Source organism: Bacillus sp. SIMBA_026, from assembly GCF_046535335.1.
GTDB classification, from domain to species: domain Bacteria; phylum Bacillota; class Bacilli; order Bacillales; family Bacillaceae; genus Bacillus; species Bacillus velezensis.
Genome location: NZ_JAWRWX010000001.1, coordinates 847,385 through 865,465, shown reverse-complemented (window position 1 = coordinate 865,465; position 18,081 = coordinate 847,385). Strand labels below are relative to the sequence as shown.

Genomic DNA, 18,081 nt, shown 5'->3' with positions numbered 1-18,081 from the left:
TTAAACCTCCACTTCATAGGTATCCCAGATGTTTGCCGCAGCTTTTTCGTTCGTTTCTTCTTTGCTGTCCGGCGAAATCAGCCGCTTATTTAATGCAGGCGGTGTTAAAGGATGGCGCTTGATTCGGCGCCCTTCGTCTTCCTGCCACGCTTCCACAATGACGTGGGCGTTTGTTCCGCCGTCGGCAAAGCAGTTAATTCCTGCCGCCGGTATTGGTGACGGCCAGTCTGCCAGAGTGCGGCTGAACTGAATATTGGCCTTTTCTCTATCAAAATGTGTATTTTCGTGCTCACCTGATAAAAACGGAATAAAGCTCTTTTCTTTCAGCATGAGAACAACTTTTATGAAACTTGCAATTCCTTCCGCGCAAAGCGGGTGCCCGATGTTCGGTTTCACAGATCCGATTCCGAGCGGGCCGGCGTCTTTTGAACGGTAGACGGATTGAATGGCCTTCAGTTCTAACAGATCTGTCACGACCGTGCCTGAACCGTTCGCTTCAATATGAGTGATGTCTTCCGGCTGTTTTCCGCTTTTTTCAAGAGCCGTCTTCATGACGGATTTTTGCGCTTCCAGACTCGGCGTAGCCGGGCCTGCCGTTCTTCCGTCATTATTGACGGATGCCGCCTTCACTACGGCATAAATAGAATCTCCGTCTTCAATCGCCTGCGACACGGTTTTTAAAAGAACCATTCCGACACCCTCGCCCAGCACGACTCCATCGGCGCGTTCGTCAAATACATGGAACGACTGCGCTTTACTTAATATGCCGCGCTGTTCAAATAATTTATGGGTTTCCTCTGATTCAAACAGGCTCACCCCGCCGACGACGGCCGCTTTTATTTCTCCTGTTACAAGAGCCTGCACGGCCATATTCATTCCGACTAAAGCAGAAGAACAAGCCGTATCGAGGACAACGCTCGGGCCGCGTATATCAAAATATTGAGAGAGATTTGCGGCCAAATAATTCTGGCCCAGCGCGACGATCGGGTTTTTCGCATCCAGCAGTTTCTCTTCACCCGGTCTGTGACGGCTGCGTCCGCCGAGATACACACCTATTGCTTCTCCCTTTATCTCATCCGGCGTATAGCCAGCGTGATACCACAGGTTAAGGCATTCTTCCAGAGCGGCCAAAGCTTGAGGGTCCATTGCCTTTACATCTTCTTCTGCCAGTAAAAAGAAGTCCGGATCAAATTGATGAATTCCATCGAGCATTCCCGCGTAATAAGGCGTCTTCAAACCCCATCGCTCAGCCGGAACAGGACCGATAGCCGAACGGCCTTCAGCCAAAAGCGACCAGTACGCCTCTAAGGAAGCCGCCCCCGGAAACCGGCAGGACATGCCGACGACCGCGATATCTTCCCGGTGAATCTGTTTTCCGGCCGCCTCTTCTTGCACCTTAACGGCTTGTGTTTCAATCACCGGCTCAGCCGGCTTCTTCTTAACAGGCTCCGCCGCCAAATCAAACCGTTCTGACAAAACTTCTGTATATCCTTCGAGAAGCCAATTTGCGAAAGATTGAATCGTCGGATATTCATACAGAATGGACGGGTCAAGCGATGCCGAGAGATTCCGATTGATCCGCTGCAGAAGCTGAGCAAGAATAATGGAATCCACTCCGTAATCCTGGAATAATACGTCTGTCTCAAGCTGGTCCTGGTCAATCCGCAGCTCTTCAGAAAATAATTCTTTCAGCCATTCTTCTGTTTTCCTTGTTAATTGAGCGTTGTCTGCGGCAGCATAAGCGGTTTTTTCCGCCGGTTTTACCATAGCCGGACTCATTGGCTGATCCTGCCTGCTCCGCCGCAGGAATCGCTCCGGCTTCCACAGCTTAGGATTCAGAACGGCCGGCAGCACCGGGCCCCTTGCTGATTCAAGAAGTATTCCGTCAAGGAGCTGTAATCCTTCTGCATTCGTGATGCTGTATAGCCCGCTCTCTTTATAAGCTTTGTTTGTTACTTCGCCCATTCCGGTTTCTTTCCAGTTCGGCCACTGAATGCTTACGATCGGCAGCTGCTCTTTGTATGAGTTTGCAAAATAGTCCATATACGCATTGGCCATGGCATAGTCGGCCTGTCCTGCCGAAAGGGCCGGTATCGCAGCTGACACGGAAGAGAACAAGACGAAAAACTTGAGCGGCTCTTCGCTGAGCACACTGTATAACGCCTGAAGCCCGTCTACTTTCGGCTCGAGCACGCGCTGTATGTCTTCATCAGTTTTTCTGATGAATGCGAGCGTCTCTTTATCGGTCACACCCGCGCAGTGAATCACGCCGCCGATAGGTCCGAGCGTCTGTTTTATCTGACTCAGTTCCTGTCTCAGCCCGGCTTCATCAGCTAACGGGACTGACAATACCTTCACTTGTACACCTTTGGATTCCAAGTCGAGAACAGCTTCAATTTTCGCTTTTACAGGAGCCGTCACCCCATTCAGTCCGCCCGTCCACTCACTTCGCGGCGGAAGGGTCTCACGGCCTGTAAGCACCAGTTTTTTCACTCCATAATGTTCGGCAAAATGGCGTGCGCATAAAAGGCCGATCCCCCTCGTACCCCCGGTGATCAGAAGCACATGGTTGTCCGGAAAATCAATTCTCTCGCCTTGCATATTCATATTTTCTGATCCGCTCAATACGGCGCGGTAGCGCAAGCCGTCCCTCCGGCAAACTTCCGCGTCATCAGTACGGGCATGAAACTCATCGGCAATCTGCTTCGCCAGTTTGTCATCCGAAAGCGCTCCTTCAAGGTCGAGATGTCTTGAAGACAGGTGACCGTACTCGCATGCCAGCATTCTGTACAGACCGGCCCGTTTTGCTCCTGTTGTTTGATTGGCCTCTTTATTTAATGACTCAAGGTCTTTCGTGACACAAAGCAGTGTCATCCCTTCTTTATGCCCATGCTCAATCAATTGCTGAAGCCATTTGATTCCGGCCATGTCTTGAGAATCTTCTTTCGCTGCGCCGAGGAGGTCGATGACTCCGTCAAACGCCTGCCAGTCATATTCACCGGAAAGGTCTGATGCGGTGATGATACGGTGATTCGGCATATGCGCTGCGATCTCTTCTGCGAGATTGATCGTGTCCCCGCCTGTCAAAATCGCAACGGAACGTGCGCACGGTTCACGCAGTTCGAGCGGGCTCAGTTCCCATTGTTTCGTCAGAATACGTTTCATCCGTTCCTCTGTATGGACCTTATTTTTGTCAGGATTCTCCGGCACCCAATACGTGTCTTTTGCGAACGGATAAGACGGTAGACTGAGTAAACGCGGCGTACCCTTTTCATACAGCCGGTTCCAATTCAATACGCCGCCTTTCACCCATACCTCTGCCAGCTTGGCGAATTTGCCTTTTTTAATCCAGGCGTCAATGACGATGTCCATATCTTCATCTGCCGTGAACAAGGCAAACGTATCTTTATTGCGGTGAGACTGGCCGGTATAGAGCCCAGCGATGTTTTTCACATTTTTCGTAAATGCTTCGAGCTTTGTTTCCAATTCCGCCATCGTCGCTGCAAGAATGGCCAAGCGCTCTTCCATTTCGTCCCTTCCGGTTTGCAGCGTATAAGCGACGCCCGCCAAGTCTTGATCTGTATACGGCGTTTGACGGATCGCTTTTTGCAGCTGCTGCGCCTGTTCAAACAGTTTTTCTTTTGATTTGGCGGACAAAAGGATGATTGCCGGATTTTCCGGGCTGTGCTCAGGCTGAGCGGCTTCTTTCGGGACATACTCTTCAATGACGATATGGGCGTTGACCCCGCCGATGCCAAATGAGCTGACCCCGGCCCGGCGCGGAATGGCATTTCCGTTGCTATCTTTTCCTGCCGTCCATTCCTGATTTTCCCGCACGATGTAGAAAGGACTGTCATCGAGCTGAATGTACGGATTGATCGTCTCGCAATGCAGGCTTTTCACCAGCGTTTTATGTTTCATTTGCAAAAGCACTTTCATCACGCCTGATACTCCCGCGGCAAGCTCTAAATGGCCGATATTGCTTTTGACCGAACCGATGCCGCAGCGGTGACCGGAGACTTCAGGCTCTTGATTTGTTTTCGCCAGCTCGTGAAACGCCGCTTTCAAACCGTTTATTTCAATCGGGTCGCCCAATTCCGTTCCTGTACCGTGCGCTTCAATATACGTGACGGTGCTCGGGTCCACTCCCGCTTTCCGGTATGCTTTCACCAATAAATCAGCCTGCAGTTTCGGATTCGGCGAGGTTAACGTATTCGCCCGGCCGCCGTGGTTTTCAGCCGTACCGCGGATCACGCCGTAAATCGGATTGCCGTCACGTTCTGCATCTGTCAGTTTCTTCAGCATCAGAATTCCCGCGCCTTCTCCTCTGACATACCCGTTGGCATCTTTGGAGAAGGTTTTGCATTTTCCGTCTTTGCTGAGCATGCCTGCTTTGCTGTAGCTGATATGCGCTTCTTCCGTCAGAATCGTATTGATTCCCCCGGCAATCGCCATGTCGCATTCTCCGTTTTCTATAGCGGATACCGCCCGGTGAATCGCCACAAGCGAGCTTGAACATGCCGTTTCAATCGGCTCGCTCGGCCCGTGAAGATTTAACAAATAGCTCAAACGGTTCGGACCTATGGAAGGAATCATGCTGCCTGTCGCCGCATGTCCTTCCGGCGCTAGACCTGCCCTTGTGAACAAATCTTTATAACCGGTATTTCCGGTGCCGATAAAGACGCCCGTATTTGTGCCGGAAAGGCTTTCCGGCTTACAGCCCGCATCTTCTATCGCCCGCCATGCATAAGTCAATAACAGCCGCTGCTGCGGATCTAAATATTGGGCTTCCCGCGGTGAAATCCCAAAGAACAGCGGATCAAATTCAGCTATTCCGTCGATAAAGCCGCCCCACTTGATATGCGTTTTATTCCCTTCAAGATTCGGGTCGCCATCAAACGCTTGCCAATCCCAGCGTTCTTTCGGAATGGTTGTGATCGAATCCTTTCCTTCTTTCAAATTGCGCCAAAATTCCTCTATATCCTTTGCACCCGGGAATCGGCCGCTGATTCCGACAATGGCAACCGGGTCATTGCCGCGCGGCTCTTGTGTCGCTGCCGCAGCTTTCATTACCGTTGCGAAGCGCTTTTTCCGCTGCATTTTCGGTTTTTGGGCTTTTGGCTGCGCTTTTTCCGGAGACTCTTTCTTCTTTTCGCCGAAACGGCCCGGATGCTCTTTTGCCAAATATCCGGCGAGACCGCTGATCGTTCCGTACTCAAAGAAAATCGTCGGCGCCAGCTCCAGCTGATACGCTTCATTTAATTGATTCGTAAAGACGGTAAACGATACGGAATCAAAACCGTATTCACTCAATTCCGTATCTGCCTCAATGTCCTCACGGTCTACTTTTAAAATGCCGCTTACCATGGCTGTCAAAGCGGTCTGAAGCGTTTGAAGAGATTCTTCTGCATCGTGTTTTTCTTCCGGCTGAGAAGGAAGGCCGGCTTCTGCCTCATCCGTCAAATACTCTGCTAAACTGCGGATCGTCCCGTACTCAAAGAAGATCGTCGGCGCCAGCTCCAGCTGATACGCTTCATTTAATTGATTCGTAAAGACGGTAAACGATACGGAATCAAAACCGTATTCACTCAATTCCGTATCAATATCAATCTCGTCTTGGCCGACTTTTAAAATTGAACTGACCAATCGGATAAGCGCACCGTGCCATTTGTCTCCCGAAACGGCGGATACAGGCTCTATTTTCTCCACCTGCGGCTTTTCAGTTTCAGAAACGGATAGGAACGACTGTTTTAATTTTGCTGCGTGTCCTTCGGTTGCTAAAAGCTGCGGCTTTTCCTGAGCCATTCCTTCATAAAATGCAGCCAGGCCTGACGCCTTTTGAAGCGGAACCATGCCGAAAGCTTTTTTCATCATTCTCTCCGTCTCGTCTCCCGCCTGCATCCCGCCATCTTTCCACAGCGTCCAGTTAAAGGCGACCGTTTTTCCGTGCCGAAGGCCATTCTCCGTAAGGGATTGCCTGTAAGCGGCGTATGCATCCATAAACGCGTTGCCGGCAGCATAATCAGCCTGCCCGACATTGCCGAGAACGCCGGAAACACTGGAGAACAATACGAAAAAGTCAAGATTGCAGTCTTTGCTGGCTTCATCTAAATAAGCGGTTCCGATGACTTTCGGATCAAGCACTTCTCTGAACTCTTCCTTCGTTTTTTGCAGCAGGAAGCGGTCTTGTATCACTCCCGCAGCGTGAATAATTCCGTTAAGCTTTCCGAAATCCGCCGTAATCTCTTTTATCAGCGCTTCATTTTCCCGCCGGTCTGCCGCATTCAGCTTTTTGTAGACGACATTTGCGCCTGAGTGCTGAAGCATAGCAAGCTCACGCTGTTTGGCTTCTGCCAGATTTGAGCGGCCGGTCAGAATGATTTTCGGGTGTTTTACGCGACCTGCGATTTCTTTTGCGAACATCAACCCCAGGCTTCCTGCCCCTCCGGTAATCAGATATACGCCTTCGTCCTTCCAGACGATGCCGCCCCCTGCGGGATGCATTTCTTCCCAAGCCTTCACATACCGTTTTTCTCCTTTATAACGGATATGTTTATCATGCGGCCGATGACTGTCGTTTTTCAGTTTTTGAGCGACAGCCGGCATTTCGCCGATTGATTCCATTTCGATGAGCTGACAGTCAAGTTTTCCGTATTCCAGCTCGGCTGTTTTTAACAAACCTGTTAACCCCGCAAACAATTGCTGGCTGCCGTCTGCTGAAATAACAGTCTGAATCAGAATGCGGCCCTGCCTTTTTTCGCTGATGATCCGCCGGATGTGTTCAGCGATTGTCTGCGCAAAGCTTTGGAAGCGTTCAGCGGCTGTTTCACCCTCACCTTCTGCAATCAGCAGTTCGGCGTCTTTCAGGCCGGATGCCGCTTCATCTTTTATACGGCTGGCATCTTCACAAAGTATGATCAAATGCTCATCAGCATGGACAGAGGCTTTCTCGGATGCGGCGGCTTCTTTCCAGACCGGTGCAAACAAGACCTTTTCCGAGCCTGATAGCCGCTGAGCCGATTCTGCATCGCCTTCTAGCACTCTCGTAGAGAATCCTCTTACCTTCACGCAAAGCGCTCCTGTTTCGTCGAACAGGTCAATGTCGGCTTTCTGCACGGAATCACCGGTTTGATATCCGTCACTGAAGCGTGCATGCGCCCGCATAGTCGGCGTGCATGCTTTGACGACTTCAAGATATTCCAGTGCAAACGGCAGAATCAGCTTTTGTCCGGAAAACTCTTGCATAATGCAGATCGTCGCCGTCTGAATAGCTGAATCAATGATGCTCGGATGAAGCGTAAATTGTCCGTTCGTGTGAGAAACAGAATCCGGAAGCTGTATGTCCGAAAGCACTTCTTTCTCGCCGATAAAGGCGGACTTAATGCCTTGGAAGGCTTTTCCGTGGAACATCCCCCTGCTCCGGCCTTCCCGATAAAAGGCCGCCGGATCAAGAATGTCCGCTGTGCATCTGTTTTGTATGGCAGAAAGGTCTGTCTCAGGCTCTGGTTCAGCCTTTATGATTTCGGCGCGCCCTTGGCTGTGCAGCACTTCTTCATCGTCAGCGTTTACGCTGTAAATGTCATATGAGATGATGCCGTCCTCTTCAGGGAACAGTGCAATATGAACACGGCGTTCTTGTTCGTGAACGACGATCGGTTTCATCCAGATGGTATGATGGAGCGTTATTCTGTCTTGGTCTCTTAATAAGCCGCCAAGCGCCCGTTTTACCGCTTCATAAGACATTTCCAAATATGCCGCTCCCGGCAGCACCGCTTTTTCCCTGACCACATGATCCTTCAGGAAAAATTCTGATCCTGTAAACAGTGAGCTGAACTTCTGAATGGTTAAATCTGACGTATTTTGCTGCACGAGCGGGTGTAAAACTGAGACTCCGTTGTGTGCGGCAGATGTGTTCTTTTCTGCTTTTTTCGGCCAGTACGGCTCCTTTGCAAACGGGTAGACCGGCACGCTGATTCGTTTCGGATGCTTGTCTTTGTAAAGCTTGTGCCAATTGATGGCGACACCTTTACTCCACATTTCACAGAGCTTCGATCCTTTTCCTTTCGCAAGCCATTTCTCAATGAGTTCAGCGCTGTCATCATCATCAGAAAGCCAGGCAATATCTTTCGCCTGCTGTTTTTCTCCTCTGAAGCAGCCTGTTACAGCCGGCTTATCATTGATAAAATCGGCAAGCTGCCGCTTCAGCTCCGCAGTGCCGCTTGTGATAAAGGCAGCGCGCTCTTCCATCGCTTCCCTTCCGACTTGGAACGTGTAGGCAAGATCAGCGAGGTCGGCGTCCGTTTTTCTTTCCAGAAAAGCCAGCAGCTGTTTTGCGTACTCCTTCAGACGATCTTTTTTTCTGGCAGACAACGGAATGATGAACGGACCCGCAGCGTCTGCTGCTTCGGATGCATCCGGGTATTGTTCAAAAATCGCGTGTGTGTTTGTTCCGCCAAGACCGAAAGAGCTTAAAGCCATGCGGTGCGCTCTGTTCTCACGGGTTAACTCTTTCTTTTCTTCCGCTACGTAAAACGGAGAGTCTTCTAAATGAAGATTCGGGTTCGGCTCTTTGTAATTGATGCTCGGCGCGATCTCCTGATGATATAAGCTCATGACAACCTTGATGCAGCCCGCCATTCCGGCCGCTGTATCCAAATGCCCGAGATTTGTTTTGACTGAACCGATGCCGCAGTATTGTTTTTTATCTGTATATCGGCCGTACACCGATTGAAGTGCGGACAGTTCGATCGGATCGCCGAGTTTTGTTCCTGTGCCGTGAGCTTCGACGTACGCGATCGTTTCAGGATGGATGCCCGTCTGATCAATGACCTTCTGAATGACCTCAGCCTGTCCTTTGACGCTCGGCGCATAAAATCCGACCTTATCCGCTCCGTCGTTATTGACGCCGATTCCCCGCAGCAGCGCATAAATATGGTCGCCGTCCTTAACGGCATCAGACGCTTTTTTCAAGAGCACGGCGCCGGCTCCCTCACCGCCGATCATTCCGTCAGCATCCGCGTCAAACGCTTTAATATGCCCGTCGCTCGAAAAATTCAGCCCCGGCTGATGAACATATCCGGCGCTTGATTCCGTATGAAGGGTCGCACCGCCGATGAGGGCGTACTTGGCTTCGCCGGACTGCAGGCTTTGAAAAGCCGAATGCAGGCCGATTAGCGAAGATGAGCAGTTGGCATGGACAAAATAGCTCGGCCCTTTCAACCCGAGTTTATGAGAAATCATCGTCGGAATCGTACCGCTTTGGGCAAGCACCCATGACACGTAGCCATCCGGCGTTTCCAGCTGTGCTGTCGTCTCCTCCGGCAGCAGGCTGCGGTAAGAGTTCGTGCTGGCAGACATATACACGCTTGTTTCCGGAATTTCTTTGGAGATATATCCCGCATCCTCGATTGCCTTCCATGAATGGAGCAAAAGCATTCTCAGCTGAGGATCCATATATTCCGCATCTTTCGGTGAAAAGCCGAAGAAACCGGGATCAAACATTTCTTTCCCTTCTAAAACTGATTTAGCCGGAACGAAGCCGGGATGATCAGCCAGTTCTTCAGAAATACCGAATCGGCGGAGCTCCTCTTTTGAAAAGAAGGTGATGCTTTCTTTGCCTTCTTTGATGTTATTCCAAAATTCATAATGATCTTTCGCTCCCGGAAACTCACAGGATATACCGATAACCGCAAGGCTGTCCTCGTAATAATCGGGAAATTCTCCCGCCGGATGTTCCCGGTCTTCTGCATTCACTTTCTTTTGCGGTACAGGAGCCCAAACGGCTTCTTTCGGTTTTTGTTCAGCGATATACCGGCTGATGTCTTTTACCGTCGCGTATTCAAACAGCTCCGTTACACTGAATTCACAATCCAGTTCCTGCGTCATCCGGTCAGTGACAGTCACGGCAAGAAGCGAATCTCCCCCCGCATCAAAAAAGCGGTCATCAAGCTCTATATCTTTGCTTTTCAATACATCCTGCCAAATCGCCAGTACCGCCTGCTGGATATGAGATGATGAAAATGTTTGTGTGTCCGGCTGCTTTTCCGTCAGATCGCGGGCAGCAAGAAGCTTGCGGTCCACTTTTCCGTTCGGTGTGAGCGGCAGCTCTTCAAGACAGATAAACGAAGCTGGCGTCATATAGGCCGGCAGCGCTTGTTTCAAATGAATGCGCAATTCCTTTGCAGACGGAAGCGGCTCTCCGTTTTTCCGGATATAAAACGCGCAAAGCTTTTCATTTCCGGAGTGATTGTTCACAACAACTACACTTTCCTGTACGGCCGGATGGGCATTCAGCCTGCTCTCAATATCTCCGGGTTCAATGCGGTATCCGCGGATTTTGACTTGGGTATCTATCCGTCCCATGTATTCAATGCGGCCGCCGGGAAGAAAACGCGCCATATCGCCTGTTTTATAAAGCTTTGATCCCAGTTCGAGGCGGTGGCTGACGAAAGCTTTATCTGTCAGCTCAGGCTTGTTGAAATACCCTCTTGCCAATCCGTCTCCCGCAATACAAAGTTCTCCCGGCACCCCTTCTAAAACAGGGTTGAGACCGGAATCCATAATATACACGCGGGTATTGGCGATCGGGCGTCCGATCGTAAGCGCGCTCTCATTTTCCGTTATACGCTGCACCGCGGACCAGATTGTCGTCTCTGTCGGCCCGAACATATTCCAAGCCTCGCTTTTCGTATCGAGAAACTGCTGCTTCAATTGTTCGCTAAGCGCCTCTCCGCCGCAAAGGATTTTCACTTTTTCTTCATTTGACCATCCGGAATGAAAGAGCATTTTCCACGTAAACGGCGTCGCCTGCATGATCGTCGGTTTGTACTCTTGAATCAGCTCTTTCAGCTTCCGTGCGTCTTTTGTGACTTCTGTCTTACAGATGTTGCACTCCGCTCCTTTGATTAAAGGAAGGTAAAGCTCCAGGGCCGCGATGTCAAAGCAATATGTCGTGACGGCAAGCAGTTTATCTTCGGACGAAAGCCCCGGTTCATTCGCCATCGAAATTAAGAAATTGGTCAGCGCCCGGTGCGGAATCATCACGCCTTTCGGTTTGCCCGTGCTGCCCGACGTGTAAATGACATACGCCAGATCGTCAGGTGTCACTAACCGCTTCAGCGACGTTCTTTCCGCGGCTGTACTTTCAATATGAGACCAATCGCGGTCAATGGCAGTTGTCTGCACGCCTCCCCAGTTCAAAGAGTGCTCTAAATCAGCTGTCGTCAGGCACATTGAAATCCTGCTGTCGGCGATCATATATTCCAATCTGTCAGCGGGATAAGAAGGATCAAGCGGCACATACGCTCCCCCGGCTTTTAAAATGCCGAGAAGTCCGACAGCCATATGCAATGATCGGTCTGTATAAATGCCGATGAGATCATCAGGGCCTGCACCGTGCGCCTGCAAATAGAGCGCCAGCTTCGTGCTTTTTTCATCAAGCTCACGGTATGTCAGCTGTTGCTGTTCATACACGACCGCACAAGCGTCCGGCGTTTCTGCCGCCTGACGTTCGAATAATTCATGGAAGCAGGCATCCGGATATTCACGGCTTGTTTCATTCCAAGTCTTAAGAATCATGTGCTCCTCTCTTTTTGTCATGAGAGAAACGTTCTCAAGCGGCGTATCCGGATTCGCCGTCAAAGCTTCAGCAGCCTGTACAAATTGGCTGAAAAGTCTGGCCGCCCCCGCTTCGTCGAATAATTCGGTGCTGTATTTAATCGTAAGATCCATGCCTGATGCTTCTTCCCACATTTCAAATACAAGATCATATTCCCCCTCCTGATGAATGTCTTTTACAAACTCACAGGAGAATTCCTTGTATTCATCAAGCATCGATTGATAGCTTGAATGCTGCAGAAAGTTCTGATAGAAAAAGGCATTGCTGAAAACAGGCGAACCGTTCTGCCGGGGGTTCGCATGCACATCACGCACCATTTTCGGAAACGGATAAAATGAGTGATCCAGTCCGTCCAGAACGGCATCCTGCACCTTTTGAACAAAGTCAGCAAATGTTTCTTTTCGTCCGGCTCTGCTCCGTATGGGAAGCATGTTGAGGAAATGCCCGACCACTCCGTCAAAGCGTTCTTCGGGTCTGACCATTGCAGGCATGCCTGTCACAATATCTTCCTTATCCGTATATTTGCTTAAAAGCACCATGTAACAGCTCAGCATGACGGTAGACAAATGAATCGAACGGGATGCGGCAAACGCCGTTATATTATTCAGCAGCCGTTCGGGAAGACGGCGTGTCAGCGTATCTTCTGTAAACTCCGGAACACTGCTGTCCGTGCGCGTCGGCGGAAGCTGAAGGTCAGGCAGATCGCCCCCGAGCTGTTTCATCCAGTAAGCGCGGGCAGCTTTGCTTTCTTCACCCGCCAAATACTGCTTTTCCCAAGCCGCGAAATCGGGATGAATGCCGGGAACAGCGGCCGTAAACTCTTCTTTTCCCTCCAGCAGCGCCTGATAATGATCCAGCAGACTGTGAATAAATGTAATAGATGAAATGCCGTCAAACACGATGTGGTGAATGACCGTCAAAAGATAATGTTCCTCGGCGGATTTTGAAAGCAGCTGCACGCGCAGCAAAGGCCCGCCTTCTTTGACAAACGGCTCTTTCACTTTTTTCCGTATCAGAGCGGATATTTGTGATTCATTGACGTCAGAAATATCTTCTTCCGAGAATACAAAAGGATCTGCCGCTTCTATGAAATAAAACCCGCCGTCTGTTTCATTCACGGCGCTTTTGAGCATCGGATGCTGCTTTAATACGAGCTGAAACGCCTGTTTCAGTTTCTCTTTGTCGATTCCGGATGTGAATCGGAAACAGAGCGGGACATGGTATGCAGTCGTTTCAGGCGACATTTTCTGCAATGTCCACAGCCCTTTTTGGACTTCTGAAAGCGCTGGCGCCGTTTGCCGTCTCTCCCGTTCTGCCGGCGGTTCGGCTTTTTGGGGATGATGCTCAGCTGACATGTTTGCCGCTTTTTCAGCAGTATAAGCCGCTAAAGCGCCAATCGTCGGGTTTTTGTGCAGCTCTCTTGCCGTCAGCCGGATGTGATACGTTTTTTCAATTGATCTGGCGAGTTTCATCATCTTGATGGAATTGACGCCAAGACTTTGAAACGGCGTATTTGGATCAACGAGCTCATCCGCGATGGAAAGTTCCTCTTTCAGAAAACGGATAAAATCCCGTTCAATTTCTTTCTCTGCAGAAGCCGTGTCTGAATTGCCGCCTTCTTGTCTGTTATTATGTAAAGAATCAAATTGCCCTTGTTCAAATGAATGTTTCAGCTGAGTGCGCTGGATTTTCCCGATCGCCGTCTTAGGAATGTCTTCCTTTGCGACCGGAAGCAGATAATCAGGGGTAACGCCGATTCTCTGTGTCACGTGCTGGTGAATGTGATGAAGAAGCTTCGTCATGCGATTCTCATCCAACGGAATGGATGTCACAAAGAAAATCGCCAGCTCATCTGTCGTGCTTTGATTCGGCCGGACGGCGCATGCCGCTGTATAAGACGTTTCAATTTCCGGCAATTCCTCAACGGCTGATTCAATGGCATGGCTGTAATAATTCACACCGTTAATAATGATGGCATCTTTCGTGCGCCCCGTTATCGTCAGGCGGCCTTCACGCAGAAATCCGAGATCTCCCGTTTCAAACCAGCCGTCTTCTGTAAAGACACTCTCATTTAAGTCCGGGCGCTCATAATATCCGCTCGTTACAGTCAGACCCGACACTTGGAAGCGGCCGATTTCTCCTTCTTCCACCACTTGATTGCGGTCATCCGTAATTCTCATATTAAATCCCGGGATCGGCAGACCGATCTCGACGAAACGATCGTCGTCACTCGTGTTTTCCAGTGTAAACTCATCTGAGAAAATAACGCCCGAAGACGTTTCGGACATTCCCCATGCGGGACGGATGGCATTAGCCGGCAGACCGTGCGGCTCTAAAAGCTCCATAATTCTGCGTCCGACTTTCGCAACTGCGGCCTCCCCGCCGTTCAGCATGTAACGCATGGAAGATAAGTCCCATTTCCGCGTTTGAATCTCTTCTGCAAAATCGGCAAGCAGCCCAAAGGCAAAATTGGGGGCCCACGTGACCGAAGCGCGGTAATGATCAATCAGGTCGAGCCATTTTAAAGGGTCCATCAAAATGGATTCGCTCGGTATGTTGATTTCCTCACATCCGAGATAAACATCACGCAGATGAAGCATTCCGATGCCGCCGACATGGTCAAAAGGCATCCAGTTAAACGTGACATCCTCACTTGTATAGCCCTGCATCTGAATATTTCCTTTGACCATGCAGACGATGTTTTCATGGCTGAGCATCACGGCTTTCGGCGTGCCCGTGCTTCCCGAGGTCAAAAGCAGCATCGCCAAATCTTCCGGACGGGGATGATGACAGTCCGTGTCCATTTCATGCGCACTGAGATCTTCTGCCGCCAAAGCGCAAAACCCGGAAAGCTCCTGCTCCTCCGCCCATTCAGTCATCTCCGGCAGCACGTCACGGCTTGTGATGACATACGGCTGATTCAACAGCATCCAGGCATCTTTCAGTTTTTGCGTCCCGCTGTTCATTTCTGTATAAGCCGGAGCGGCCGCAAGCGGAACCGGGATCGCTCCTAAAAAAACACAGCCCCAAAAAGCAGGAATCAGCTGGGAATTGTCACTGAGCTGTAATATGACTTCATCCTGAGCCTTCACTCCTGATTGGCGGAGCCCTTTCACAATCGAAAGAGCGATCTTTTTCAGGCCGCTGTAAGTCTGGTACACTTTGGTGCCGTCAGGCTGAATATATGTGATGCCCTTTTGATCTCCCGCTGCCGCGGCGGTTTTGTGCAGGACTTCAGGAATCGTCATCGGCTGATCCGCTGAAAGCCGCAATGATTTTCCATAGCTGACAGATGGCTTGAGTAACCCGCTTGTCTTCATATCACTTTTCATAGAGCTGCCTCCATTTCATCTGTATGTAAGATGTATGTCTTATACTCCGTACATCGTCGTGATTCGTTTTTTCACTTCATCATCATGAAACGTCTCATCGTGCATGATTAACTCCTTCTCAATGACGGCCGGAAGCTGCTCGCGAAACGGCGTCACCAAGTGCCTTTTCAATGTAATTAAAGAGTTTCTCGGTTTTTCCGCAAGCTCACGGGCCAATTCCTGCGCATAGTCTAGTACTTCCTGCCGCGGAAGCACCGGAAAAGGCACCCCTCTTTTCTCCAGGTCACCGCCGCGGTAGTGGCCGCCGTTTAACAGCATTTCATGGCCGAGGCTTGCCCCAAGCTTCTCCGGAACGATAAAGGTAGCGCCCATTCCGGGGGTGAAACCGTATTTCATAAAGTTGGCGGTATACACGCTTTCTTTGCTTAAAATGACAAAATCACTGAAAAGCCCCATGACAAACCCGCCTCCGATTCCGTGGCCCTGCATGGCGGAAATGACGGGGATATCACATTCCAGCGCCAAAGAGTACATGCGGTCTTCCGTAAACTTCGTGATGCCCTGCTGAATCCTGAGCAGGCCTTCCTGTGTGCCTCCGGAAGCAAAGTAATGGCCATATCCTGTTAAAATCACAGCTTTATAGACTGACGATTTTTTTATACGGGTGAATGCTTCCATCAATCCATCCGTCAGTTCTTTGGAGAAGGCGTTTTTATGGGCTTTATCCTGCATTGTCACTTGGATAATATCCGGTTCAATTTCGAGCAGTTCAACTGCGGCGTTCGGCATGATATCCTCCTAACTGTTCTCCGTTTCCCAAGGAAGCCGCCCCGTTTCTGCATAACGGAAGATGGCTGATTGGTTATCCGGATCTGAAAACATCGCTTGATTTTCGGCTAAAGCAATGGATTTCGAACGATGAACAAGGTCGTTTAAGGAATCCATGTATTTTTTATAGCGGATGACTGCTTTTTTCGACAGCGGGCGGAGGCGCAGCAAATGCTTTCTCAGCTCTGTTGCTGAGTCCGGGACGCATACGTCACAAAGTCCCCATTCAAGCGCCTGGCGTGCCGGCACGGGCTTTGTCATGATCGTCATATAATGCGCCTTTTGAAATCCGATTCTTTGAATTAAAAACGGCAGAACGCAGGCTGGATAAAGTCCGAATAACAGTTCAGATAAACTGAACGAAGCACTCTCCTCTGCAATGACGATATCGCAGGCGGCGGCAAAACCGACACCTCCCGCATTTACTTTTCCGCGGACGCGGGCGATTGTGATGTACGGCCCGGATTTTAATGCCAGCCACAAACGGTAAAGCGGCTCCTGCGATTCCGCATGCTGCATTCCCTGCCTCATTTTCCGGTACATCTCATCAAAATCCGCCCCGAAACAAAATACCTCCGGCTGCCCTTCAAGCACTACGGAGGTCACGGAGTCTTCACATTCAGAAAGAACGTGCAGGCATTCCTCCACTAAACGCTCATTAATCGTATTGTTGGCTTCAGGCCGATCAAAGGTGATGAAGCAGACATTTTGCTGAAAACGGACGTTTATCGTTTCATAGGTCACGGGATCCACCTGTATTTCCGATGAAATTCCGTGATTTCTTCCAAATACAAACGAGGGCTTCCGGTATGATGGTCTAAAATGTTCGGAATCATATTCACATCCAATTTGACATTCCGGGTTCCAAACTTCACCAAACCGCTGCCTTTAAACAGTTCTTCATATTCTTCCATGGACAGCCTGTATCTGTTGTTCAAGTGCTCTTCTATTTTGAAAGAATGCTGCCGCGTTTGTCCTTCAGGCGTCACAACGCCGCTGTAAAATTCTGAACAGCACCCGGAGCCGTACGAAAAACAGCCGATCCGCTTAGAAGTGTCGAATGCCCCTTGGTCAATCGTGCTTGCAAGAGCCAGTAAAGAGGCTGCCCCCATAATGTTTCCGACTCTTTGGCAGTAGCGGAGCCCCGGCTCTACTCTGGCTTGAAAATCCTGTTCGATTTCAGCGTTTTTCGCTTTTGCAAGCTTGCGCATCATCGTCCGGTGGGCTCCTTTTACCATGCCGCCAAACGGTGTATGGAAGGCTAGATAGTGAAACGTCTCTTTATAGTCAGCGCCCGGCACACGGTTTTTGTACTCGCGAAATGTCTGTTCACAGCAATCGAGGTAAGACATCAATGACAAATCGGCATCACCGGCTTCACTGTCCGGGATCGGACGGCATGTATCCATCACCTCATAGCCGTAATAGCCGTTGGCGCCCGCATCCGCCTGAAATACAATCGGATTTTCACCGATCAATAAGGCGACGGCACCCGCTCCGGCGCTCGGTTCTGCGTAAGACCAATCCTCGCTTAACGCATCTCCGCCTTCGGCAATTAAAAACCGGGAAATATCCGTCGCGACGACAAGCGCCTTCGCTCCGGGGGATGTCTGCGACAAAATAAAATTAAGCGCCATCTGCAAGCCCGCCGTTCCTGAATAACAGGCTTGCTTCAGTTCAAATAAACGGCAGTTCCGGTTGAGGCCTAAGTAATCATGAATATATGTACTGAGTGATTTTCCGAAGTCTATGCCGGACTCCGAGCAGGTAATCAGCAGCTCGATTCTGTCTTTTTCAGCCTCTGTCAATCGGTCGATAATCGGCTTTGCCGCGTTAACGCCGAATGTAACGGGGTCTTCGTACGGAAGCGCCACCGCTTTTTCTTTCATCAGTAAATTCTCAAATCTGGCAGGGTCTAAGTTTCTGTACTCCGCCAGCTGCATGACATCTAGGTATGCTGTCCCGCCAAACACATTTATCGCTTCTATTCCGGCAGCCGCCATGAACTTCGCCTCCAATATGAATTTTGAGTTTCCGATTGTTTCACCGCTTTATCAGACAGCCTGTACCTTTTCATAAAGCTTTGCCGCCAATTCGCCGATGTTTGACACTCCCGTCAGCTCAACACGCGGGATCTGCAGTGATAATTCTTCAAGCATCATCGTGATAATTTCGGCGCGGTCCACTGAATCCGCCCCCAGATCAACTAACCGGTCTTCCTGTGAAAGCTGTTCGCCTTCTAAATCAGGCAATACCTCGTAGATTGTGTTCTGCAGCAATTCAAAGATTCTTTCTTTACTCATT

5 protein-coding genes are annotated in these 18,081 nt (G+C 50.1%); all 5 read right to left on the bottom strand.

Going from position 1 to position 18,081, the window contains the following annotated elements; genetic code table 11:
• From SB847_RS04280 to SB847_RS04260, 5 genes are read right to left on the bottom strand one after another with little or no spacing between them, the layout of a single operon-like run.
• Complete coding sequence (locus tag SB847_RS04280) at positions 1 to 14,949, bottom strand: amino acid adenylation domain-containing protein (RefSeq protein ID WP_410577352.1); 14,949 nt, start codon at positions 14,947 to 14,949, stop codon at positions 1 to 3.
• 39 nt (positions 14,950 to 14,988) lie between these two features.
• Positions 14,989 to 15,738: a polyketide synthase gene (locus SB847_RS04275; protein ID WP_003154094.1), complete on the bottom strand. Its 750-nt coding sequence runs from the start codon at positions 15,736 to 15,738 to the stop codon at positions 14,989 to 14,991.
• Positions 15,739 to 15,747: 9 nt separating this feature from the next.
• Positions 15,748 to 16,521, bottom strand: a complete 774-nt coding sequence (locus SB847_RS04270) for an enoyl-CoA hydratase/isomerase (RefSeq protein WP_060674185.1) — start codon at positions 16,519 to 16,521, stop codon at positions 15,748 to 15,750.
• Positions 16,518 to 17,780: a hydroxymethylglutaryl-CoA synthase family protein gene (locus tag SB847_RS04265; protein ID WP_101670445.1), complete on the bottom strand. Its 1,263-nt coding sequence runs from the start codon at positions 17,778 to 17,780 to the stop codon at positions 16,518 to 16,520. The genes SB847_RS04270 and SB847_RS04265 overlap by 4 nt, the downstream gene beginning before the upstream one ends.
• 51 nt (positions 17,781 to 17,831) lie before the next feature.
• A complete protein-coding gene (locus tag SB847_RS04260) occupies positions 17,832 to 18,080 on the bottom strand; it encodes an acyl carrier protein (protein ID WP_007409841.1) in 249 nt (82 codons plus the stop codon).
• Position 18,081 lies beyond the last annotated feature (1 nt).

Bases quoted from the DNA above. Each gene is read 5' to 3' on its own strand.
- SB847_RS04280 (WP_410577352.1), bottom strand. From the start codon at position 14,949: ATGAAAAGTGATATGAAGACAAGCGGGTTACTCAAGCCATCTGTCAGC.
- SB847_RS04265 (WP_101670445.1), bottom strand. From the start codon at position 17,780: ATGGCGGCTGCCGGAATAGAAGCGATAAATGTGTTTGGCGGGACAGCA.
- SB847_RS04260 (WP_007409841.1), bottom strand. From the start codon at position 18,080: ATGAGTAAAGAAAGAATCTTTGAATTGCTGCAGAACACAATCTACGAG.
- SB847_RS04275 (WP_003154094.1), bottom strand. From the start codon at position 15,738: ATGCCGAACGCCGCAGTTGAACTGCTCGAAATTGAACCGGATATTATC.